Source organism: Streptomyces viridochromogenes DSM 40736 (assembly GCF_000158955.1).
Lineage (GTDB): Bacteria > Actinomycetota > Actinomycetes > Streptomycetales > Streptomycetaceae > Streptomyces > Streptomyces venetus.
The window spans coordinates 1,493,850-1,514,965 of record NZ_GG657757.1 but is presented as its reverse complement, the minus strand read 5'-3'; the positions used below and the strand labels follow the sequence as shown (position 1 = coordinate 1,514,965).

Here is a 21,116-nt window from a genome sequence, read left to right as displayed (position 1 = left end):
GAGCATCCTGGCCTGTGGTGCTGACCCGCCGTCACGGCCACCGTTTCCCGAGCACGGGCCCGCCGGAGACGCCGACGCGACAGCTGGGCGACGACCCTTCGGACCCGGGCTCGCGAGTCCGCCGGGACCGTACGGTGCGCGGCGCCCTGCTGCTGGTCCCGGCCGTGGCCGCGGTGTGGGGCGCACTCGACGAGTACACCCCACTGCTGGTCGGGGACCTCGGCGTCGCCGAGGCGACGGTGCCCTACCTGATCATGCTGATCTGGGCGGGCGTCACCGTCGGCAGCCTCCTGACCGGACCGGCCGAACGCCTCGGCACGGCCGGACTCGCTGCGCTGCTCGCGGGCGCCGCACTCGCTCTGGCGGCGGGTGCCGCGGCCCGCTCACTGGCCGGCATCGCTCTCGTGAGCGTCGCCTTCGCCGGGTTCCAGCTCGCGGAGGTGCTGGCCGACGTCCGTCTCCAGCACCGTATCGACGAGTCCCGGCGGGCCACGCTCACCTCCCTGGCGAGCCTGGGCACCGAACTCGCCACGGTCGCCACGTTCGGCGTGTACGCGCTGCTCGGCACGGACCTGGCGCACAGCACCGTCTTCGCGGTGCTCGCGGTTCCCTACGTGGTCACGGCGTTGGCACTGGCTAGAGCTTCGGCTGCCACGGCACGACCCTGAAGTCGCCCGTACCCTTCTTCACCTTCTCGTACGGGGCGGAACTCACGCACTTCGGCGGCTCGTTCCCCTCGCCGGGGCGGCCGGTCGAGGCCCAGCTGTAGCCGAGCCGGTCGTGGTGGCCGAGATCGTGGACGGTGACGCCGACCCGCTTGCCCTCCGCGCCCGGGAGGTCGGATTCGGTGATGACGCCGGACACGACGGCCACCTTCCCGCCGGTGACCAGACAGTCGACCTTGACCTTGGCCCGGGCGCCGAAGTCCTTGAGGTAGTGGCTGAACTCGAAGGTGCCGGTCGCCTTCATCGGGTCGGCGGTGTCCTTCGCCGCCAGATGCGCGTCGAACGAGAACGTGATGTCGTCCCCGGCCGAGCGGTACAGCTTGGCGGTGCCGGTGAGCGCGGCGGCCTCCCGCTCCCGGGGCGGGGCGTCCGAAGCGGTGGCGGTCTCCCGCTGCCGCGGCGGCTCGTCGGACGCGGTGGCGGCAGAGGCCGCTCCGGCGGTGAGGAGCAGGGCGGAGCCGAGCACGACGATCTTCGTACGGCGGTTCATCACGGTCCTTTCGGCAGGTCGAGTGGACGGCCCCCACTCTTCCGGCGCCGCGCCCCCGCCACATCGCACCCGAGGCGGGACCCTGCCTCCGCCGACCGGCGGGGAGGCAGGACCGCCCTGCGCCCCAGGGATGAGCCGACCTGCGACCTCGGCGGCGCAACGAATCGCCGCTCACACCCGGAGCACGCAACAAACCGGTCATCGGCGCGCAACGGCGCCTTCTTGTCCCTCCCGCTCCGCCGCCCGTACCGTCTACGTGGCCCCCACAACCACCCTTCCGCCCGGTGAGGAACACCCATGCGCACCGCCCTGCTCCAGAGCTCCGGCCGCCCCGGCTCGACCGTCGAGAACCTCAAGGTCCTCGACGAGGCCGCGGGCCGGGCCGCCGCCGCGGGCGCCGGGCTGCTCGTCACGCCGGAGATGTTCCTGACCGGGTACGCGATCGGCGACGACATCGGCCGCCTGGCGGAGCCCGCCGACGGACACCGCGCGGACGCCATCGCGGAGATCGCGTCGAGCCACGGCCTGGCGATCGCCTACGGCTACCCCGAGCGGGACGGCGACGCGGTGTTCAACTCCGCCCAGCTGATCTCCGCCGACGGCACCCGTCTCGCCAACTACCGCAAGACGCACCTCTTCGGCTGCTTCGAGCGCGACCACTTCCACCCGGGTGACCGGACGGTCGTCCAGACCGAGATCGACGGCCTCCGCGTCGGCATCCTGATCTGCTACGACGTCGAGTTCCCGGAGAACGTCCGCGCCCACGCCCTGGCCGGCACCGACCTGCTGGTCGTCCCGACGGCGCAGATGCACCCGTTCCAGTTCGTCGCCGAGTCGCTGATCCCGGTGCGGGCCTTCGAGAACCAGATGTACGTCGCGTACGTCAACCGGGCCGGCCAGGAAGGGGAGTTCGAGTTCGTCGGCCTCTCCACGCTCGCCGGGCCCGACGGGGTCGCCCGCACCCGCGCCGGACGCGGCGAGGAACTGGTCCTCGCCGACGTCGACCCGGTGTTCCTCGCCGCGTCGCGCGAGGCCAACCCCTACCTGCGGGACCGGCGCCCGGGCCTGTACGGGCCGCTCGTCTGAGAACCCCCTGATCCGCACACCCTGATCGTTCCTCTGCAAGGAGTCCGCACCCCATGACGTCCACCGTGCCCAACGCCGTCGAGCACGCAGACGCGCAGCAGCCGCCGATCACCATGTTCGGCCCGGACTTCCCGTACGCGTACGACGACTTCCTCGCCCACCCGGCGGGGCTCGGGCAGATACCCGCGACGGAGCACGGTACGGAGGTCGCGGTCATCGGCGGCGGCCTGTCCGGCATCGTCGCCGCGTACGAGCTGATGAAGATGGGCCTCAAGCCGGTCGTGTACGAGGCCGACCGGATCGGCGGCCGGCTGCGGACGGTGGGCTTCGACGGGTGCGACGAGTCCCTCACCGCCGAGATGGGCGCGATGCGCTTCCCGCCCTCCTCCACCGCCCTCCAGCACTACATCGACCTGGTCGGCCTGCAGACGCGGTCCTTCCCCAACCCCCTGGCGGAGGCGACCCCGTCGACCGTCGTCGACCTCAAGGGCGAGTCGCACTACGCCGAGACGATCGACGACCTGCCGCAGGTGTACCGGGACGTCGCCGAGGCCTGGAACCGCTGCCTGGAGGAGGGCGCCGACTTCTCCGACATGAACCGCGCCCTGCGCGAGCGGGACGTGCCGCGCATCCGCGAGATCTGGTCCCGGCTCGTCGAGAAGCTCGACAACCAGACCTTCTACGGCTTCCTGTGCGACTCCGAGGCGTTCAGGTCGTTCCGGCACCGGGAGATCTTCGGCCAGGTCGGCTTCGGCACGGGCGGCTGGGACACCGACTTCCCCAACTCCATCCTGGAGATCCTGCGCGTCGTCTACACCGAGGCCGACGACCACCACCGCGGCATCGTCGGCGGCTCCCAGCAGTTGCCCCTGCGCCTGTGGGAGCGCGAGCCGGCGAAGATCGTCCACTGGGCGCAGGGGACCTCGCTCGCGAGCCTGCACGAGGGGGGCGAGCCCCGCCCGGCCGTCACCCGCCTGCACCGCACGGCCGGCAACCGCATCACCGTGACCGACGCCCACGGGGACATCCGCACCTACCAGGCGGCGATCTTCACCGCCCAGTCCTGGATGCTGCTGTCGAAGATCGCCTGCGACGACTCGCTCTTCCCGATCGACCACTGGACGGCGATCGAGCGCACCCACTACATGGAGTCCTCCAAGCTCTTCGTCCCCGTGGACCGGCCGTTCTGGCTCGACAAGGACGAGGAGACGGGCCGGGACGTCATGTCGATGACGCTCACCGACCGCATGACGCGCGGCACTTACCTGCTCGACGACGGTCCCGGCAAGCCCGCCGTCATCTGCCTCTCCTACACCTGGTGCGACGACAGCCTGAAGTGGCTGCCGCTGTCCGCGAACGAGCGGATGGAGGTCATGCTGAAGTCGCTCGGCGAGATCTATCCCAAGGTCGACATCCGGAAGCACATCATCGGCAACCCGGTGACGGTCTCCTGGGAGAACGAGCCCTACTTCATGGGCGCGTTCAAGGCCAACCTGCCCGGCCACTACCGCTACCAGCGGCGCCTCTTCACGCACTTCATGCAGGACCGGCTGCCCGAGGACAAGCGCGGCATCTTCCTCGCCGGTGACGACATCTCCTGGACGGCCGGCTGGGCCGAGGGCGCCGTCCAGACCGCCCTCAACGCGGTCTGGGGCGTCATGCACCACTTCGGCGGCACGACCGACCCGACCAACCCGGGCCCCGGCGACGTCTACGACGAGATCGCCCCCGTCGAGCTGCCGGAGGACTAGCGGACACCCCATGGGGCCGGCGACCCGGGCTCGGTCAGGGGCGTGAGCAGCATGCGCCCCGCGAAGCCCACCGCCGTGTCCAGGCGGGCGGTGAACTCCTCGGCGACGTCGGGGAAATCGCGCAGCGCCCAGAGCGCCCGGGCCGCCGTCCAGGTGGCGTCGCGGGCACGGTCCAGGCTCCACGAGCCGAGCAGATGGGTCAGCGGGTCGGCGATCTGGAGGAGGTCGGGGCCCGGCATCAGATCTTCGCGGATGCGCTCCTCCAGCGAGACGAGGAGATCGCCCACCGCGTCGAACTCGTCCTCCAGCTCGGCGGGTGCGCAGCCGAGCGTACGGCAGGTGTCCACCACGGCCAGCGCGAGATCGTGCCCGATGTGCGCGTTGATGCCCGCCAGCGCGAACTGCAACGGCCGTACACCGGGATGGCGGCGGAACTGGAACAGCGGCCTCCAGCAGGCGGGCGGAAGCCGCTCGTCCGCCACTGCCTCGACGGCGTCCAGGTACCGCCGCGCGAACCGTACGTCCAGCGTGATCGCGGCGTGCGGGTCCGCGAACCGCCCGGTGTCGACGTACCGGTCCACCGCCTCCGTCACGGCGAGGTAGACGCGGTTGAAGACGGCCACCCCGTCCCGGGGGTGCAGGGCGGCGTCGAGGGCGCGCATACGGGAGATGACTCCGTCGACCGGAGTGTCCACGGCTGGGGGGACTTGTTCGCATCGCGGCATGCGGGCAGAGTCCCAGCTCTAGGCTGGCGGGAGTACCGGCGGGCCCGGCGCTTCCCCGAAACGGGGGAACACCGCCCGCCGCAGGGGGAGGGGGAGCGGCACCGTGTCAGGCTCACGTGCCCGGCGCCTAGCCGCCCGCAGGGCCGAGCGCAGGCGCGCCGCCCGGCGCGGCGCGATGGTCGTGGCGGCCTCGGTCGTGGTCGCCGCCGGAGTCGTCGCGGGGGGCCTCGCAGCCGTCGACGACGGGCGGGCCGCCGACGAGGCTGCACGCCCCTCAGTGTCCGCCTCGCACCGCCTGGCACCGCTGCCCGCCATGCCGTCGGCGTCCGCGCCGACCGCCGCCGAGTCCGCTGCTCCCACGCCTTCTCCGAAGCGGAGCGCGAGCCCCGCACCGTCCCCGTCGTTAGCCGCGCGGGACGAGCGGGACGAGGAGCCGACCGCCGTGACCCGGCCGGCTCTACCGCCACCCCGACTCCCAGGTGCTCGACTGGGTCCGGGCCCACTCCGGCGACCCCCGCCGCGCGGTCATCGCGTCCCGCATCGCGGAGCAGCCGGCCGCCGTCTGGTTCGCCGACTACGCGCCGGACACCGTCACCGCCCGCGTCGCCGCCGTGACCTCGGGCGGGGCCGCGCAGGGCCGCGTGCCCGTCCTCGTGCCGTACGCGATACCCGGCCGGGACTGCGGCGGCCACTCCCAGGGCGGGGCACCGGACCTGGACGCGTATGACGCCTGGATCGACCGGTTCGCCGCGGGACTGGGCACGGGCGAGGTCATCGTCGTCCTGGAGCCCGACTCCGTCGCCCAGACCGAGTGCCTGTCCGCCGGCCGGCGCGCGGACCGGTTCGCCTCGCTGGCCCGGGCCGGACGCGTGCTGAAGGCCGCCAACCCCCGGGCGCGGGTGTACTTCGACGCGGGTCACTCGGGCTGGAACGCGCCGGGCGAGCAGGCGGCGTGGCTGCGGCAGGCCGGGGCCGCCTCGCCCGAGTCCTCCGACGGGATCTTCAGCAACGTCTCCAACTTCCACACCACGGCCGCCGAGGCCGCCTACGACCGGCGGGTCCTCGACGCGCTCGGCGGCCCGGCGAGCCTCGGCGCCGTCATCGACACCAGCCGCAACGGCAACGGCGCCCCGGCCGACGGGGAGTGGTGCGACCCGGCCGGCCGCAAGCTCGGCCGCACCCCCACCCTCAGCACCGGCGAGGCCCGAATCGACGCCTACCTCTGGGTCAAGCTGCCGGGGGAGTCGGACGGCTGCAAGGGCAGGCCGGGGACGTTCACGGCGTCGTACGCCTACGACTTGGCGTCGTCGTAGGAGGAGGTGCCCTCGTCCAGCAGCGGGTGCTGCGTCTTGAGGTGGGCCGGGGCGAAGGTCCGCAGCGCGTGGTAGCCGGTGATGACGACCAGGGTGCCGAGGGCGATGCCGCTCAGCGAGAACGTGTCCGTGATCTTCATGGAGACGTTGCCGACGCCGACGATGATGCCCGCGGCCGCCGGCACCAGGTTCAGCGGGTTGCGCAGATCCACCTTGGCGTTGATCCAGATCTGGGCGCCGAGCAGCCCGATCATGCCGTACAGGATGACGGTGATGCCGCCGAGGACACCGCCCGGGATGGCCGCGACGACCGCGCCGAACTTCGGGCAGACGCCGAAGAGGAGCGCGAAACCGGCGGCGGCCCAGTAGGCGGCCGTGGAGTAGACGCGGGTCGCCGCCATCACGCCGATGTTCTCGGAGTACGTGGTGTTGGGCGGGCCGCCGACCGCGGTGGACAGCATCGAGCCGACGCCGTCGGCCGCGATCGCCGTGCCGAGCTTGTCGTCCAGCCGTTCGCCGGTCATCTCGCCGACCGCCTTCACATGCCCGGCGTTCTCCGCGACCAGCGCGATGACGACCGGCAGGGCGACCAGGATCGCCGACCACTCGAACGACGGGGCGTGCAGCGTGGGCAGCCCGATCCAGTCGGCCTTGCCCACGCCGGAGAGGTCGAGCCGCCAGTGGTCGGTGAGCTTGCCGCTCGCGTCCACCGAGTGGATCTTGCCGAAGGCCAGGTCGAAGATCCACGAGATGCCGTACCCGAAGACCAGCCCGAGGAAGATCGCGATCCGGGACCAGAAGCCGCGCAGGCACACCACGGCGAGCCCGGTGAACAGCATCACCAGCAGCGCCGTCCACTGGTCCTGAGGCCAGTACGTCGAGGCCGTCACGGGCGCCAGGTTGAAGCCGATCAGCATCACCACCGCGCCGGTCACGATCGGCGGCATCGCGGCATGGATGATCCGCGCCCCGAACCTCCGCACGGCGAGCCCCACCAGGAACAGCGCTCCACCGACGACGAAGACCGCGCCGGTGACGGTGGCGCTGCTGCCGCCCTGCGCGCGGATGACCGCCGCCACGCCGACGAAGGACAGCGAGCAGCCCAGGTAGCTGGGGACGCGCCCGCGCGTGGCGAGCAGGAACACGACGGTCGCGACGCCCGACATCATGATCGCGAGGTTGGGGTCGAGGCCCATCAGGACCGGAGCCACGAAAGACGCCCCGAACATGGCCACCACGTGCTGGGCACCGAGCCCGGCCGTGCGGGGCCACGAGAGCCGCTCGTCGGGGCGGACCACCGCGCCGGGCGCCGGGGTGCGTCTGTCGCCGTGCAGTTTCCAGCGGACGCCGAGATCCATGGTGCGGTTTCGCTTTCGTCGTGCGTGCGAGTGTCCGGACCATTGTCGGGGTGCGTCAGGGGCGGTGGTGACCGGGGGCCGACCGGGACGGCGGCGGTCCGCTCAGGGCCGCGGGTCGGGGACCGCCGCGTCCGGCTTGCTGATCGTCGCCCGCTCGCCGGGACGCAGCACGCCCGCGAACGCCATCAGACCGCAGGACAGCAGCGTCACCAGGCAGAAGGACACCATCAGGCTGGTCGCCTGTGCGAGCATGCCGATCGCGCTCGGCGCGATCAGACCCGAGGTGTACGTGATGGTCGCTACACCCGCGATGGCCAGGCTCGGATTGGAGCCGCTGCGCCCCGCCGCCGCGAAGCACAGCGGTACGACGACGGCGATGCCCAGCCCCATCAGCGCGAACCCGGCCATCGCCACCGCCGGCTGCCGGGCGGCGACGATCATCAGTCCGCCGAGGACGGCGAGCACCCCGCTCGCGCGCACGGTCCGCACGGCACCGAAGCGGTCCACGATCCGGTCGCCCGCGATCCGGGCGACGGCCATGGTGAGGGTGAAGCCCGTCGTGCACGCCGCCGCGAGACCCGCCGAGGTCTCCAGCTGCTCGCGCAGGTAGACCGCGGACCAGTCCAGGCTCGCGCCCTCGGCGAACACCGCGCAGAACCCGATCGCGCCGATGAGCAGCGCCGACCGGGGCGGCAGCGCGAACCTCGGCGGCGGCTCCTCGTCCTCGGCGGGCTGCAGGTCGAGCACCCACCGGCAGGACAGGACACCGACGAGGGTGAGGACCGCGGCGGCCAGCACGTGGTGCAGCCGGGCGTCCGAACCGAGGTGCGCGGCGAGGGTGCCGGCCGCCGAGCCGACCAGGGCACCCGCGCTCCACATGCCGTGCAGTCCGGACATGATCGACCGGTCGAGGCGGTTCTCGACCTCGACACCCAGGGCGTTCATCGCCACGTCCGCCATGCCCGCGGTCGCGCCGTACGTGAAGAGGGCCAGGCAGAGCGTGAGCAGGTTCGGGGCGAGGGACGGCAGGACCAGGGACATCGTCCACAGGGCGATCAGTCCGCGCAGTGCGTTACGGGCCCCGAAGCGGTGGGTGACACTGCCCGCGAGCGGCATCGCCACGGACGCGCCCAGCGCCGGAAAGGCCAGCGCGATCCCCAACTGCCCCGCGGTGACGCCCGCGTGGTCCTGGATCCACGGCACGCGCGTGGCGAACGAGCCGGTCACAGCGCCGTGTACGGCGAAGACGGCGGCCACGGCGTACCGGGACCGCTTCACCTCGCGCAGTTCGTCGGCCACGTTGCCCATTCTGCGATCCCCCTCCAGGTCTCCGCCGCACTCACCAGGTGCGGGCGTAAACTATCAGGAACCCTGCCTGATAATAAGAGGGTTTCCAGCGGACCACGGCCGACGGACTCACCCGTCTGGAAGGATCCCGGCATGCCCGCATCCCCGAGCACCGCCCGGGCCATCAACGACCGGCTCGCCCTGCGGCTGCTTCAGCAGGAGGGCCCGCTGACGGCAGGGCAGTTGAAGCAGCGGACCGGTCTGTCCCGGCCGACCGTCGCCGACCTCGTCGAACGACTCACCGTCGCCGGTCTGATCGCTGTGGTCGGCGAGGCGGGGGAGCGGCGGCGCGGGCCCAACGCCAAGGTGTACGGCATCGTCGCCGACCGGGCGCACCTCGCCGCGCTCGACGTACGCACCGAGAGCGTCGCCGTGACCGTCGCCGACCTGGTGGGCCGGGTGCTGGCCGAGGCGTCGGTGCCGATCGGCGGGGACACGGGGACCGGCCCCGCGGTGGAGCAGGCGGTCGCCCTGGTCGAGCGCGTGGTGAAGGAGGCCGGTGCGGACCGGCTGCACACGGTCGGCATCGGGGCGCCCGGGCTGATCGACCCGGCCAGCGGCGAACTGCGCGACTCCTCCGGGCTGCCCGAGTGGCACCGCCGGCTCGTCGCCGCTCTCCAGGAGCGGCTGCCCGAGGCTCGGGTGAGCGTCGAGAACGAGACCAACCTCGCGGCGCTGGCCGAGCAGCGCGACGGCGTGGCCCGGGACCGCGACACGTTCGTCCTGCTGTGGCTGGGGCACGGCACGGGCGCGGCGGTGGTCCTCGACGGTGCGTTGCGCCGCGGGGCCTCGGGCGGCACCGGCGAGATCGGCTTCCTGCCCGTGCCGGGCACCACAGGGCTGCCGTCCGCGACGGACTGCGAGGGTGGGTTCCATTCGCTGGCCTCGTCGGCCGCGGTGCTGGAACTGGCCGCGGAGTGCGGTGTTCCGGTGGCGGCGGGAGAAGAACCGTCGACGGTGGGAGTGGTTCGGGCGGCGACCGGCGTGGTGCGGTCGGCGGTCGGGCTGGTGGAAGACGGTGGGGCCCGCTCAGAGGCTTTCGGGTCCGCCGCTCGATTCCTCGATGCCCTCGCCGACCGGCTCGTCGTGGGGGTCGCCTCGGTCGTCGCGATCCTGGACCCCGGATGCGTGGTGCTCGGCGGCGAGGTCGGCCGAGCGGGCGGCGACGAACTCGCCGCCCGCGTACAGGACCGCATCGCCCGGATGACGCCCCTGCCCACCGAGGTGCGGACGACCACCCTCGGCGGCGGCGCGGTCCTGCGCGGCGCCCTCCTCACGGCCCGCGACCGCGCCCAGGAGGAGCTCTTCACCCCCGGGGAACGGCCGGTTCAGTCCTGGTAGGCCGTACCCGGTGCTCTCACGACGTGGACCGCTCGCTCCCCTTCCGAGCCGGCCCCCCGCCCCCGTACCGCCGTGCCAGGTACTCCTCGAACGTCCCCGTGCCGACAGCCTGCCGCGGCGCCAGATGACCACCGTCGCGAAAGCCCCGGTACGCCGCGCCCCACAGCGGGACGTTCACCACCGCCCGGCGGCGGCCGGTCGCCTTCAGGTACGCCCGGGCCAGGGACTCCAGCGTCCGTACCTCCGGCCCGCCCATGTCCTCGACCCGCCCCGCCGGCGCGCCCGCGGCCAGCCCGGCCAGCCGGTCCGCGACCTCGTCCACCTCGACGGGCTGGTCCCGGACGCCCGCCGGCAGGAGCAGCACCGGCAGCTTCGACAGCACCTGGAGCAGCATGACCAGCAGATCGTGGAACTGCGTCGCCCGCAGCACGCTCCAGCCGATCCCCGACTCCTCGATCAGCCGCTCCACCGCGAGCTTGCTCCGGTAGTAGCGGAAGGGCACCCGGTCGACGCCCACGATGGAGATGTGGACGAGGTGCGCCACCCCGGCGCCGCGCGCCGCCCTGATCAGGTGCGCCGCCGCCTGCTCGTCGCCTTTCGGCGACGACGCGCAGTGCACGATCGTGTCCACACCGGAGACGGCCGCGTCCAGCGCGCCACCGCCCTCCCGCAGGTCGACGGCGTACGGCTGGGCGTGCCGGCTGAGCACCCGCACCTCGTGCCCGTCCGCGCGCAGCCGCTCGACGACGAGCCGGCCGAGTGTTCCGGTGCCGCCGGTCACCAGGATCGTGCTCATGCTGTTCCGTCCCTTCGCAGCCCGGCGCCCCCGGGGGGAGCACCCGTCGTCGCTCACGCGTGACGAACTCCAGCTTCTCCGGGGCGACCACGGTCCGCACCCCGGTGATCAGCGAAGGAGGACCCGAACACCGTCCGCGCGGCGTGGGAAGGCCCGACGGCGGGCAAGGGCCGTCGTCACCGCCGCCGGGCCGGTCTGCGGGTTGCGGTCTGCGAGTTGCGGGTTGCGGGTTGCGGGTTGCGGCGACCCTAGAAAGGACTAGACCACACCGTCAATAGGTACGGACCGATCCCGAGCCGGTCAAGGGTGGGCGCCCGCCCCGCAGTTGGACCCGCCGTCGCGCTCGGGTAGCACGGCGACACTTTCTGTGAGGCACCCCACATTTTGGTCGGCGATCAGGCATGGCACACTGGCCATGTATCAACAGCAGCGCACTCCGGGGTCGGTGAAAGTCCGAACCGGCGGTTACAGTCCGCGACCCGGTCGCTTCCAGCGGCCGGTTGACCAGGTGAAATTCCTGGACCGACGGTTAAAGTCCGGATGGGAGGCAGTGCGCGGCGAGCGGGCATACATGCGCGCCGCCGAGAAGTTCGCCCTCGGGCGAACCACATCCGGCGTCGCCCCCAGTGTCCCTGCTCGTACTTCTGTCGACATCGACAGCCCCGGAGTCCGTGCCCGAAGAGGCAGGAGGACCCGGGAAGTGTTCACCGGAATCGTCGAAGAGCTGGGCGAGATCACCGCCGTCGAGACCCTCGACGACGCCTGTCGCTTCCGCCTGCGCGGCCCAGTTGTCACCCAGGGTGCCAAGCACGGCGACTCCATCGCCGTCAACGGCGTCTGCCTCACGGTCGTCGACCACGAGGGCGACGAATTCACCGCGGACGTGATGGCCGAGACCCTGAACCGCTCCAGCCTCGGCGCCCTGAAAGCCGGCTCCCGCGTCAACCTCGAACGCCCCATGGCCGTCGGCGAACGCCTCGGCGGGCACATCGTGCAGGGCCATGTGGACGGCACCGGCGAGATCCTGGAACGCAAGCCGTCCGACCACTGGGAGATCGTGAAGATCTCCCTCCCCGCGGACCTCACCCGCTACGTGGTCGAGAAGGGCTCCATCACCGTCGACGGCATCAGCCTCACCGTCGTCGACGCCGGCCCGGACCACTTCACCGTGAGCCTCATCCCCACCACGCTCGCCCTGACCACGCTCGGCCACAAGCAGCCCGGCGACCCGGTCAACCTCGAAGTGGACGTCATCGCCAAGTACGTCGAGCGGATGATGGGCGACCGAGCGCAGGAGGCGGCCAAGTGAACTGGCTCAACTCCGAGGCGTTCACGCTCTTCGGCCAGCACATCAAGTGGTCGGACATGATCGGCAACGTGATCGGCCTGATCGGCCTCGCCTTCGGCTGGCGGCGCTCCATATGGACCTGGCCCACCCAGTTCCTCTCCGGCCTCATCCTCTTCGCGGCCTTCGCCACCGCCCACCTCTCCGGCAGCGCCGGCAAGCAGATCGTCGTCATGCTCGTCGCCGCCTACGGCTTCTGGCAGTGGAACCGCGGCCGACGACAGGCCCAGGACGGCACCATCGCCGTACGGTTCGCCACCTGGCGCGAGCGCGGAGTGCTCGCCGGGGCGGCCGCCCTCGGCACCCTCGCGGTCGGCGGGCTGTTCACCGCCTTCCCGACCCTGTCCTGGGACCCCTGGCCGGACGCCTACATCTTCGTCGGCACCGTCGTCGCGATGTACGCCCAGGCCCGCGGCATGGTCGAGTTCTGGCTCGCCTGGCTCCTGGTCGACCTCGTCGGCGTCCCGCTGAACTTCGCCAACGGCTTCGCCTTCTCCGGCTTCGTCTACGTCATCTACGGTGCGCTCGTCCTGTGGGGCCTGCGCGACTGGTGGCTGCGCTCCCGCGCGGCAGCCCAGCCCACCCTGGAAGGAGCGCCGGCATGAGCGCCGCAACCGTCCTGTACAGCACAGAGGTCGAGGACTTCACGCTCGACACCGTCGAGCAGGCCATCGCCGACATCGCGGCCGGCCGCCCCGTCGTGGTCGTCGACGACGAGGACCGGGAGAACGAGGGCGACCTCGTCATCGCCGCCGAGAAGGCGACCCCCGAGATCGTCGCCTTCATGATGAGCGAGTGCCGCGGCCTGATCTGCGCCCCCATGGAGGGCGACGAACTGGACCGGCTGAAGCTCCCGCAGATGGTCGAGGACAACACCGAGTCGATGAAGACCGCCTTCACGGTCTCCGTCGACGCCACCGCCGCCCACGGCGTGAGCACCGGCATCTCCGCCCCCGACCGCGCCACCACGCTCCAGCTGCTCGCCGACGGCACCGCCCAGCCCGACGACTTCGTGCGCCCCGGCCACATCTTCCCGCTGCGCGCCCGGTCCGGCGGCGTCCTGGCCCGCAACGGCCACACCGAGGCCGCCGTCGACCTCGCCCGCCTCGCGGGCCTGCGCCCGGTCGGCGCGATCGTCGAGATCGCCGGCGAGGACGGCCGGATGCTGCGCCTGCCCGAGCTGATCCCGTTCGCCCGCAAGCACGGCCTGACGATCATCTCCATCGAGGACCTGATCGCCTACCGGCGCGGCAGCGAACCCACCGTCCGCCGCGAGGCCAGGACCCAACTGCCCACCGCCCACGGCACCTTCACGGCCTACGGCTACCGCTCCACCCTCGACGGCGTCGAACACGTCGCCCTGGTGCACGGCGAGATCGGCGACGGCGACGACGTCCTGGTCCGCGTCCACTCCGAATGCCTCACCGGCGACGTCTTCGGCTCCGCCCGCTGCGACTGCGGGCCCCAGCTGGACGCCTCCCTGGCCCGCATCCAGGCCGAAGGCCGCGGAGTGGTGGTCTACCTGCGCGGACACGAGGGCCGCGGCATCGGCCTGATGTCCAAGCTGCGGGCCTACGAACTCCAGGAGCGCGGCCGCGACACCCTCGACGCCAACCTCGAACTCGGCCTGCCCGCCGACGCCCGCGACTACGCGGCCGGCGCGCAGATCCTCGCCGACCTCGGTGTGCGCGGCGTCCGGCTGCTGACCAACAACCCCGACAAGACCGACGCGCTCGTCCGCCACGGCATCGCGGTCAAGGCCCGCGTGCCCATGCCCGTGAGCGTCGGCGAGCACAACCTCCGCTACCTGCGCACCAAGCGGGACCGGATGGGCCACGACCTGCCCTGGCTGGACACGACCACCGTGCCGGCCTGCGGCAACCAGTAAGAGAGCACAGAGGGAGAGACGTGAGCGGCAAGGGTGCACCGGAGCTGTCCGTACGCAATGTGGGTGACCTCAGGGTCGCCGTCATCGCGGCACAGTGGCACGAGAAGGTGATGGACGGTCTGGTCGACGGCGCCCTGCGCGCCCTGCACGACCTGGGCATCGACGAGCCGACCCTCCTCAGGGTCCCCGGCAGCTGGGAGCTCCCCGTCGTCGCCAAGGTCCTCGCGGGCCGCGGCTACGACGCGATCGTGGCCCTGGGTGTCGTCATCCGCGGCGGCACCCCCCACTTCGAGTACGTGTGCCAGGGCGTGACCCAGGGCCTGACGCAGGTGTCGGTCGAGACCGGCGTCCCGGTCGGCTTCGGCGTGCTGACCTGCGACACCGAGGAGCAGGCCCTGGACCGCGCCGGCATCGAGGGCTCCAACGAGGACAAGGGACACGAGGCGGTGACGGCGGCCGTGGCGACCGCGGCCACCCTCCGCTCAGTATCCGAACCCTGGCGCTGACGAAAGCCACCTGTGGCATAGGCTGAGCGACACCATGTCCAAGAAGACGTTCGAGGAGCTCTTCACCGAGCTCCAGCACAAGGCCGCCCAGGGCGATCCCGCCACTTCCCGCACCGCAGAACTGGTCGAGAAGGGCGTCCACGCCATCGGCAAGAAGGTCGTCGAGGAGGCCGCCGAGGTCTGGATGGCCGCCGAGTACGAGGGCAAGGAAGCCGCCGCCGAGGAGATCTCGCAGCTGCTGTACCACGTCCAGGTGATGATGGTCGCCCGCGGCATCTCCCTCGACGACGTCTACGCCCACCTCTGAGCCACCCCCGTTCCCGCAAGACACCACGCAAAGGAAGCCGACCTCATGCTGCGCATCGCCGTCCCCAACAAGGGTTCCCTGTCCGGCCCTGCGGCGGAGATGCTGCATGAGGCCGGCTACCAGCAGCGCCGCGAATCCAAGGAACTGCGGATCGTCGACCCGACCAACGAGGTCGAGTTCTTCTACCTCCGCCCCCGCGACATCGCGATCTACGTCGCCTCCGGCCAGCTCGACATCGGCCTCACCGGCCGGGACCTGCTCATCGACTCCGGTGCCGACGCCGAGGAGATCCTCGCCCTCGGCTTCGCCCGCTCCACCTTCCGCTACGCCGCCAAGCCCGGCACCATCAGCGGCCTGGCGGACCTCGCGGGCAAGACGGTCGCCACCTCCTACGAGGGCATCGTCGCGGCACACCTCGCCGACCACGGCATCGACGCCTCCGTGGTCCACCTCGACGGCGCCGTCGAGACCGCAATCCAGCTCGGCGTCGCCCAGGTGATCGCCGACGTCGTCGAGACCGGCACCTCGCTGCGCAACGCGGGCCTGGAGGTCGCCGGCGAGCCGATCATGAAGTCCGAGGCCGTGGTGATCCGCCGCACCGGCGCGGACGCCGACGACCCGAAGGTGCAGCAGTTCCTGCGCCGCCTCCAGGGCGTCCTGGTCGCCCGGACGTACGTGATGATGGACTACGACTGCCGGGTGGAGCAGCTGGAGAAGGCCGTCGCCCTCACCCCCGGCCTGGAGTCGCCGACCGTCTCCCCGCTGCACAACGAGGGGTGGGTCGCCGTCCGCGCGATGGTCCCGGCCAAGGAGGCGCAGCGGATCATGGACGACCTGTACGACATCGGCGCCCGGGCCATCCTGACCACGGCCATCCACGCCTGCCGTCTCTGAGGGGCGCGCACCGATGTCCGATCTGCCCACCCTGCCCGTCACTTTCCGGCCGGGCAGCACCCGCGCGGTGCTGCTCACCGCCGCCGTCGCCATCTTCGTGGTGATCACGGCCGTCGCGATGCTGCTGAAGCAGCTCAGTCCCGCCGAGCGCCTCAGCTTCGTCGTCACGGCCCTCCTGCTGGACGCGGTGCTGCTCCTGCTGGCACGGCCCAAGGTCGTCGCCGACGAGGACGGCGTCACTGTCGTGAATCTCACGAACAAGCGCCGGCTGGACTGGGCCGAGATTCTCCAGGTGACCCTCCGGCCCGGCGACCCCTGGGTCTTCCTCAACCTCAGCGACGGCACCAGCCTGCCTGCTCTCGGCATCCAGCCGGGCCTCGCCAGGCAGCGCGCGATCGCCGACGCCCGTGCCCTGCGGGCGCTCGCCGAGGCCCGTTCCGTGGCGGACCCCGAGCGGTCTCAGGGCTGACTCGGGGAGATCCTCAGGGTGGTCACCCTGCCGCATCGGGCCATGTCTTGATTAATCTGTTTCCGGAGGCGCGAACGGATGCGCCTCCGCCCCTGCCGCCCCGCCCGGTGCGCCAGGGGCTCCTGCTAACCGAGGAGTGACCCTCTCCGGCGATGGACGGATCGTCCTGTAGTACCTGCGCCGCCCCCTGCCGACATAGCGCGGACCGTGTCCGCGACCGTGCGGAGGCGGCGGCATCATGACCACCCCCCTGCTGCTCCTGGCAGCCGCGTTCCTGCTGATCCTGGCCAACGGGTTCTTCGTCGCGGCCGAGTTCGGCCTCGTGACGGTCGAGCGGGCGGAGGCCGAGAAGGCCGCCGCCGACGGCGACCGGCGCGCCCACCGCGTCGTCGAGTCCCTCAGGGAGCTGTCCTTCCAGCTCTCCGGCACCCAGCTCGGCATCACCATCACCTCCCTCGTCGTCGGCATGCTCGCCGAACCGGCGCTGGCCGAGCTGCTGCACGGCCCGTTCACCGCGATCGGCATCCCCGAGGGAGCCGTCTCCGGTGTCACGGTCGTCGTCGGCATGCTCGTGGCCTCCGCCGTGCAGATGGTGATCGGCGAGCTCCTGCCCAAGAACTGGGCGGTGTCCAAGCCCCTTCAGGTCGCGCGCTTCGTCGCGGGCCCGCAGCACGTCTTCGCCCGGCTGTTCCGCCCGGTCATCGCCGGCCTCAACGCCGTCGCGAACCGGCTGGTGCGCGCCCTGGGCGTCGAGCCCGCCGAGGAACTGGCCTCCGCGCGCACCCCCGGCGAACTCGTCTCCCTGGCCCGTCACTCGGCCCGGGCCGGCGCCCTGGAACAGGACACCGCCGATCTCTTCGTGCGGACCCTCTCGCTGGGCGAGCTGACCGCACAGCACGTGATGACGCCGCGTGTGAAGGTCAGCGCGCTCCAGTCCTCCGCCACCGCCGAGGACGTGGTCAACCTGACCCGCGCCACCGGACTGTCCCGCTTCCCGGTCTACCGGGAGAAGATCGACGAGGTCGTCGGCATGGTCCACCTCAAGGACGCCCTGGCCGTCCCCGTGCAGGAGCGGCTGCGGACCCCCGTGGGCCGTATCGCACGCCCGGCGCTGCTCGTCCCCGAGACCCTGCCCGTGCGGCCGCTCCTCGCCCGCCTGCGCAGCGAGCAGCCCATCGCGGTCGTCGTCGACGAGTACGGCGGCACGGCCGGTGTCGTCACCCTGGAGGACATCGTCGAGGAGATCGTCGGTGAGGTCCGCGACGAACACGACGGCCACGACCTGCCCGAGCTCGCCTCCGCCCCGCCGGAGGACGGCCGGCCCGCCTGGGACGTCGACGGCAGCTGCCGGGTCGACGTCCTCCAGCGGATAGGCCTCGAGGCGCCCGAGGGCCCGTACGAGACCGTCGCGGGGCTGATCGCCGACCTGCTGGGCCGTATCCCGGCCGTCGGCGACAAGGCGGAGCTGCCCGGCTGGCGGCTGTCGGTGCGCCAGGTCGGCCACTACCGCGCGGAGCGGGTCCGGCTCGTCCGGACCGCCCCGGTCGCCGTGATGGAGGCCGCCCGATGAGCGTGCTCCAACTGACCTTCGCCGCACTGCTGGTCCTCGCCAACGGCTTCTTCGTCGGCGCCGAGTTCGCGCTCGTCTCCGTACGCCGCAGCCAGATCGAGCCCCTCGGCACCGCCCGGGCCCGGCAGGTCCTCTACGGCCTGGAGCGGCTGCCGCAGATGATGGCGGCGGCCCAGTTCGGCATCACGATCTGCTCCCTCACCCTCGGCGCGGTCGCCGAACCGACCGTCGCGCACCTGCTGGAGCCGGTCTTCGAGTGGATCCACCTGCCGCACGGCATGATCCACCCGCTCACCTACGTCCTCGCCCTCGCCGCGGTGGTCTTCTTCCACCTCGTCATCGGCGAGATGGTCCCGAAGAACCTGGCGATGGCGGCCCCCGAGAAGGCCGCCCTGTGGCTCAGCCCGGGCCTGGTCTGGTTCGCCCGCTTCTGCAAGCCGATCACCGCCGCGCTCGGCGCCGTCTCCCAGGGCATCCTGCGGCTGTTCCACGTCGAGCCCAAGGACGAGGTCGAGGCCGTCTTCACCAGCGAGCAGCTCAACCGGCTGGTGGAGGACGCGGGTCAGGCGGGCCTGCTCGACCCCGAGGAGGCCGAACGCCTGGAGGACGCCCTGGAGCTGGGCTCCCGCCCGGTGACGGACGTCCTGCTGAAGCGCGAGTCACTGGTGACGGTCAGCCCGTCGGTCACCCCCGGGCGCATCGTCGAGCTCACCGCCCGCACCGGGTACTCCCGCTTCCCGGTCGCCGCGGAGAACGGCGCGTTCATGGGTTACCTCCATGTGAAGGACGTCCTCGACCTGGAGCACTCCGACCGGGCCGTGCCCCAGCAGTTGTGGCGGCCCATGACGACGCTGAGGTCCGAGCTGCCGTTGGACGACGCGCTGACGGTGATGCGGCGGGCCGCCACACATCTGGCCCAGGTCGCCGACGCGTCCGGGAAGGTGCTGGGGCTCGTCGCGCTGGAGGACGTGCTGGAGCTGCTGGTGGGGGAGGTGCGGGATCCCGCGCATCGCGAGGTGCGCGAGGTCCGGCTGACCGAGCCGAGGTCCGGCGAGGAGGTGCTGGCGACGTAGCTGGGGCCGGGCGGGTGCGCAGCCCGGCGCAGCGGGGTGCCGCCGCGCCCACCTGTGCCGCCCCAGCGGCACGACTGCCCGCAGGCTCAGCCGGTTCACAGTCCGGGCGGATCCTGTGGCCCCCGCCCGGACAGCACCTCCCCGTACGCCTGCATCAGATCCGGCAACCGCAACGTCGCCAGATCCTCCCGCTCCAGCACCCCGGGATACACGGACAACCGCAGATCCCGGTACGCACAGCTCTTCTCGTACAGCGTCCGCAGGAACCGGCCGTTGCCCAGCTCGTCGATCCACCCCTGGTCCACCACGTGCCCGGCGATCGACCGCAGCTCGTCGAGGGACTCCTCGTCCCACACGTCGCCGTTCTCCGCCGCGAGCACCTTGCCGATCTCGGTCAGCTCCAGGGGGCGGTAGGAGGGGAAGTCGACGCGGGTGGTGAAGCGGGAGGACAGCCCGGGGTTGGCGGCGAGGAGACGGTCCATGCCCTCCGGGTAGCCGGCCAGGATCACCACGAGGTGGTCGCGGTTGTCCTCGGCACGCTTCAGCAGCACCTGGAGCGCCTCGTCGCCGTACGCGTCCCCCTTGCCGTAGCCCGAGTTGGACAGCGAGTACGCCTCGTCGACGAAGAGCACGCCGCCGAGGGCGGAGTCGATGAGTTCGTTCGCCTTCACGGCCGTCTGGCCCAGGTACTCGCCGACCAGGTCCGCCCGCTGCGCCTCCACGAGATGGTCGCCGCCGAGCAGCCCGAGGGCGTAGAACACGCGGCCGAGGATCCGGGCGACGGTGGTCTTGCCGGTGCCGGAGGGGCCGGAGAAGACGAAGTGGCGTTTCGGCGGCTGGACCGGGAGCCCCTGCCCGGCCCGCAGCCGGGCCATGTTCAGCTGCGCCGACAGGGCCTTGACCTGCCGCTTCACCGGTTCCAGGCCGACCATGCGCTCGAGCTCGGCGAGCGCCTCCTCGAGTAACGCGGGGTCGGTGGGCCCGGCGGGCAGGGACGGCGCCGGGCCGGCCTTCTCGCGTACCGCCGGGCCGGTGAGCGGAGGCAGGGGAGCGGAGACCGGCGGCTCGGGGTCGGGCATTCTCAGGTCGCGGCCCTCGGCACCGAAGAGCGGGTCGAATCCGTCCGGGCCGTCCACCGCGTCCTGGCCGGCACCGGTGAGCGTGATCGCCGCGAGGTCGGTGGTGTCGTCGTAGCCGTCGCCCTCGGCTATCGCGGCGAGCCGGGCCGAGGTGTCCATGAAGGCGGGGTCGACGCGGTGCACGGCCCGGTACAGGGGGAGCGCGGCGGCGCTGCGCCCGGTGCCCTCGTGCGCGCGGGCCAGCCAGTAGCGCAGCTCCTTGCGCTGCGGCTGCTCGCTTCGACAGCGCATCAACGCGGCGGACAGCAGCGGTTCGGCCTGTCCGTACATCTCCAGGCGGACTCGGGCCATACCGCCGAACAGGCCCGCCTCGATACCCAGCATCGGGTCGTCCACGAGCGGGTCCGTGTGCCGGACCAGCTGCTCCCAGTCCTTGACCAGATAGGCCCGGCAGGCGTGCAGGAAGCGGACGTGGGCGTCGGTGTCCACCGGCGGCAGCCCGGCGAGCGCCCGGTCCAGTTCGGGGACGTGGCGGCCGTCCAGCCAGTGGGAGGCGTGCGCGAGCAGCAGGTCGCGCGGGCTCTCCAGCACGGGCTGCACCCACCAGCCCAGCCAGTACCAGGAGTTGAGGGTGCGGCGGTACCGGGTGCGCTGTTCGCCGAAGCGGTCACGGTGCCGGAACATCCTGAGCAGCGCCGTCGTCGTGTCGACGCGCAGCGCGTGCAGCCCGAGCCAGCCGTCGGCCATGCCGGGGTCCATCCGTACGGCCGCGCGGAACTCCTCCTCCGCCTGCGGATAGGCGCCCATGGTGTAGGCATCCACGCCTCGCAGCCAGGCGAGGTCGGCCGGGGCCTGAGGGCCCTGCGTGCCGAAGTCCATCACGTCCCCCACAAACCGTGCCCCCGTCGGTGTCCCAACGAGCCGTCCCCCCAGTCGGCTGCCCTGCTCGAACCGCTGTGCCACGGACCGGAGTTGCAAGGTGTACGAAGCAACCGTCCGTTGGTCGCAACGAGGGCATCGTACCTGCGGGGGCGGCGACCCCGTAGGGTGCCG

The 21,116-nt window shown here is 72.0% G+C and carries 18 protein-coding genes, 2 pseudogenes and 1 riboswitch; of the genes and pseudogenes, 14 read left to right on the top strand and 6 right to left on the bottom strand.

The genetic code is table 11. From position 1 onward, the window contains the following. Nucleotides 1-668 (top strand): annotated as a pseudogene (locus SSQG_RS06485) (MFS transporter); the annotation flags it as partial. Here SSQG_RS06485 and SSQG_RS06480 read toward each other — a convergent pair. Further along, the gene (locus SSQG_RS06480; protein ID WP_003988928.1) at nt 637-1,215 is read right to left on the bottom strand and encodes a hypothetical protein; all 579 of its coding nucleotides are present in this window, start codon (nt 1,213-1,215) and stop codon (nt 637-639) included. The pseudogene SSQG_RS06485 and the gene SSQG_RS06480 overlap by 32 nt on opposite strands. Before the next feature lie 297 nt (nt 1,216-1,512). Between SSQG_RS06480 and SSQG_RS06475 the strand changes: the two genes are divergently transcribed. Then, entirely contained in the window at nt 1,513-2,301 is a 789-nt protein-coding gene (locus SSQG_RS06475) for a carbon-nitrogen hydrolase family protein (RefSeq protein WP_003988927.1), read from the top strand. Between the two features lie 53 nt (nt 2,302-2,354). Continuing rightward, nucleotides 2,355-4,052, top strand: coding sequence for a flavin monoamine oxidase family protein (locus SSQG_RS06470; RefSeq protein WP_003988926.1), 1,698 nt, complete (start codon nt 2,355-2,357; stop codon nt 4,050-4,052). On the opposite strand, the gene SSQG_RS06465 is transcribed toward SSQG_RS06470, so the two are convergent. Then, nucleotides 4,049-4,777 (bottom strand): DUF5995 family protein, encoded by a 729-nt coding sequence (locus SSQG_RS06465; RefSeq protein WP_039932058.1) that lies wholly within the window; start codon nt 4,775-4,777, stop codon nt 4,049-4,051. The genes SSQG_RS06470 and SSQG_RS06465 overlap by 4 nt on opposite strands. Before the next feature lie 175 nt (nt 4,778-4,952). Here SSQG_RS06465 and SSQG_RS06460 point away from each other — a divergent pair. Continuing rightward, a pseudogene (locus SSQG_RS06460) lies at nt 4,953-6,090 on the top strand (glycoside hydrolase family 6 protein). Here SSQG_RS06460 and SSQG_RS06455 read toward each other — a convergent pair. Together SSQG_RS06455 and SSQG_RS06450 are read right to left on the bottom strand one after the other, a co-directional pair. Next, entirely contained in the window at nt 6,069-7,448 is a 1,380-nt protein-coding gene (locus tag SSQG_RS06455; protein WP_003988922.1) for a uracil-xanthine permease family protein, read from the bottom strand. The pseudogene SSQG_RS06460 and the gene SSQG_RS06455 overlap by 22 nt on opposite strands. 102 nt (nt 7,449-7,550) lie before the next feature. Continuing rightward, nucleotides 7,551-8,756, bottom strand: coding sequence for an MFS transporter (locus tag SSQG_RS06450; protein ID WP_003988921.1), 1,206 nt, complete (start codon nt 8,754-8,756; stop codon nt 7,551-7,553). Nucleotides 8,757-8,888: 132 nt separating this feature from the next. Between SSQG_RS06450 and SSQG_RS06445 the strand changes: the two genes are divergently transcribed. Next, the gene (locus tag SSQG_RS06445; RefSeq protein WP_003988920.1) at nt 8,889-10,136 is read left to right on the top strand and encodes an ROK family transcriptional regulator; all 1,248 of its coding nucleotides are present in this window, start codon (nt 8,889-8,891) and stop codon (nt 10,134-10,136) included. A gap of 16 nt (nt 10,137-10,152) precedes the next feature. Here SSQG_RS06445 and SSQG_RS06440 read toward each other — a convergent pair whose 3' ends face one another. After that, nucleotides 10,153-10,932: an SDR family oxidoreductase gene (locus SSQG_RS06440; RefSeq protein ID WP_003988919.1), complete on the bottom strand. Its 780-nt coding sequence runs from the start codon at nt 10,930-10,932 to the stop codon at nt 10,153-10,155. A gap of 427 nt (nt 10,933-11,359) precedes the next feature. After that, a riboswitch (FMN riboswitch) is annotated at nt 11,360-11,490 on the top strand. Between the two features lie 142 nt (nt 11,491-11,632). Here SSQG_RS06440 and SSQG_RS06435 point away from each other — a divergent pair. The 9 genes from SSQG_RS06435 to SSQG_RS06395 all read left to right on the top strand — a co-directional run bounded on the left by SSQG_RS06435 (nt 11,633) and on the right by SSQG_RS06395 (nt 18,984). Continuing rightward, nucleotides 11,633-12,241, top strand: coding sequence for a riboflavin synthase (locus SSQG_RS06435; protein WP_003988918.1), 609 nt, complete (start codon nt 11,633-11,635; stop codon nt 12,239-12,241). Further along, nucleotides 12,238-12,882, top strand: coding sequence for a nicotinamide mononucleotide transporter family protein (locus SSQG_RS06430; RefSeq protein WP_003988917.1), 645 nt, complete (start codon nt 12,238-12,240; stop codon nt 12,880-12,882). The genes SSQG_RS06435 and SSQG_RS06430 overlap by 4 nt, the downstream gene beginning before the upstream one ends. Further along, nucleotides 12,879-14,165, top strand: a complete 1,287-nt coding sequence (locus SSQG_RS06425) for a bifunctional 3,4-dihydroxy-2-butanone-4-phosphate synthase/GTP cyclohydrolase II (protein WP_003988916.1) — start codon at nt 12,879-12,881, stop codon at nt 14,163-14,165. The genes SSQG_RS06430 and SSQG_RS06425 overlap by 4 nt, the downstream gene beginning before the upstream one ends. A gap of 20 nt (nt 14,166-14,185) precedes the next feature. Beyond that, a complete protein-coding gene (gene ribH / locus SSQG_RS06420; protein WP_003988915.1) occupies nt 14,186-14,671 on the top strand; it encodes a 6,7-dimethyl-8-ribityllumazine synthase in 486 nt (161 codons plus the stop codon). 34 nt (nt 14,672-14,705) lie between these two features. Next, nucleotides 14,706-14,978, top strand: coding sequence for a phosphoribosyl-ATP diphosphatase (locus SSQG_RS06415; RefSeq protein WP_003988914.1), 273 nt, complete (start codon nt 14,706-14,708; stop codon nt 14,976-14,978). A gap of 45 nt (nt 14,979-15,023) precedes the next feature. After that, complete coding sequence (gene hisG / locus SSQG_RS06410) at nt 15,024-15,872, top strand: ATP phosphoribosyltransferase (protein WP_003988913.1); 849 nt, start codon at nt 15,024-15,026, stop codon at nt 15,870-15,872. 13 nt (nt 15,873-15,885) lie between these two features. After that, nucleotides 15,886-16,341, top strand: a complete 456-nt coding sequence (locus SSQG_RS06405) for a PH domain-containing protein (RefSeq protein WP_003988912.1) — start codon at nt 15,886-15,888, stop codon at nt 16,339-16,341. Between the two features lie 238 nt (nt 16,342-16,579). Next, nucleotides 16,580-17,911 (top strand): hemolysin family protein, encoded by a 1,332-nt coding sequence (locus tag SSQG_RS06400; protein WP_003988911.1) that lies wholly within the window; start codon nt 16,580-16,582, stop codon nt 17,909-17,911. Next, on the top strand, nt 17,908-18,984 hold the full coding sequence (locus SSQG_RS06395; RefSeq protein ID WP_039932057.1) for a hemolysin family protein: 1,077 nt from the start codon (nt 17,908-17,910) through the stop codon (nt 18,982-18,984). The genes SSQG_RS06400 and SSQG_RS06395 overlap by 4 nt, the downstream gene beginning before the upstream one ends. 95 nt (nt 18,985-19,079) lie before the next feature. Here the strand turns inward: SSQG_RS06395 and SSQG_RS06390 are convergent, their stop codons facing one another. Next, nucleotides 19,080-20,942 carry an AAA family ATPase gene (locus SSQG_RS06390; RefSeq protein ID WP_003988909.1) on the bottom strand — a complete coding sequence of 621 codons (1,863 nt, stop codon included), beginning with the start codon at nt 20,940-20,942 and terminating at the stop codon, nt 19,080-19,082. Nucleotides 20,943-21,116 lie beyond the last annotated feature (174 nt).

Excerpts from the sequence above, each read along its gene's own strand:
- SSQG_RS06480 (WP_003988928.1), bottom strand. The coding sequence starts at position 1,215 with ATGAACCGCCGTACGAAGATCGTCGTGCTCGGCTCCGCCCTGCTCCTC.
- SSQG_RS06475 (WP_003988927.1), top strand. The coding sequence starts at position 1,513 with ATGCGCACCGCCCTGCTCCAGAGCTCCGGCCGCCCCGGCTCGACCGTC.
- SSQG_RS06470 (WP_003988926.1), top strand. The coding sequence starts at position 2,355 with ATGACGTCCACCGTGCCCAACGCCGTCGAGCACGCAGACGCGCAGCAG.
- SSQG_RS06465 (WP_039932058.1), bottom strand. The coding sequence starts at position 4,777 with ATGCCGCGATGCGAACAAGTCCCCCCAGCCGTGGACACTCCGGTCGAC.
- SSQG_RS06455 (WP_003988922.1), bottom strand. The coding sequence starts at position 7,448 with ATGGATCTCGGCGTCCGCTGGAAACTGCACGGCGACAGACGCACCCCG.
- SSQG_RS06450 (WP_003988921.1), bottom strand. The coding sequence starts at position 8,756 with ATGGGCAACGTGGCCGACGAACTGCGCGAGGTGAAGCGGTCCCGGTAC.
- SSQG_RS06445 (WP_003988920.1), top strand. The coding sequence starts at position 8,889 with ATGCCCGCATCCCCGAGCACCGCCCGGGCCATCAACGACCGGCTCGCC.
- SSQG_RS06440 (WP_003988919.1), bottom strand. The coding sequence starts at position 10,932 with ATGAGCACGATCCTGGTGACCGGCGGCACCGGAACACTCGGCCGGCTC.
- SSQG_RS06425 (WP_003988916.1), top strand. The coding sequence starts at position 12,879 with ATGAGCGCCGCAACCGTCCTGTACAGCACAGAGGTCGAGGACTTCACG.
- SSQG_RS06415 (WP_003988914.1), top strand. The coding sequence starts at position 14,706 with ATGTCCAAGAAGACGTTCGAGGAGCTCTTCACCGAGCTCCAGCACAAG.
- hisG (WP_003988913.1), top strand. The coding sequence starts at position 15,024 with ATGCTGCGCATCGCCGTCCCCAACAAGGGTTCCCTGTCCGGCCCTGCG.
- SSQG_RS06405 (WP_003988912.1), top strand. The coding sequence starts at position 15,886 with ATGTCCGATCTGCCCACCCTGCCCGTCACTTTCCGGCCGGGCAGCACC.
- SSQG_RS06400 (WP_003988911.1), top strand. The coding sequence starts at position 16,580 with ATGACCACCCCCCTGCTGCTCCTGGCAGCCGCGTTCCTGCTGATCCTG.
- SSQG_RS06395 (WP_039932057.1), top strand. The coding sequence starts at position 17,908 with ATGAGCGTGCTCCAACTGACCTTCGCCGCACTGCTGGTCCTCGCCAAC.
- SSQG_RS06390 (WP_003988909.1), bottom strand. The coding sequence starts at position 20,942 with ATGGACTTCGGCACGCAGGGCCCTCAGGCCCCGGCCGACCTCGCCTGG.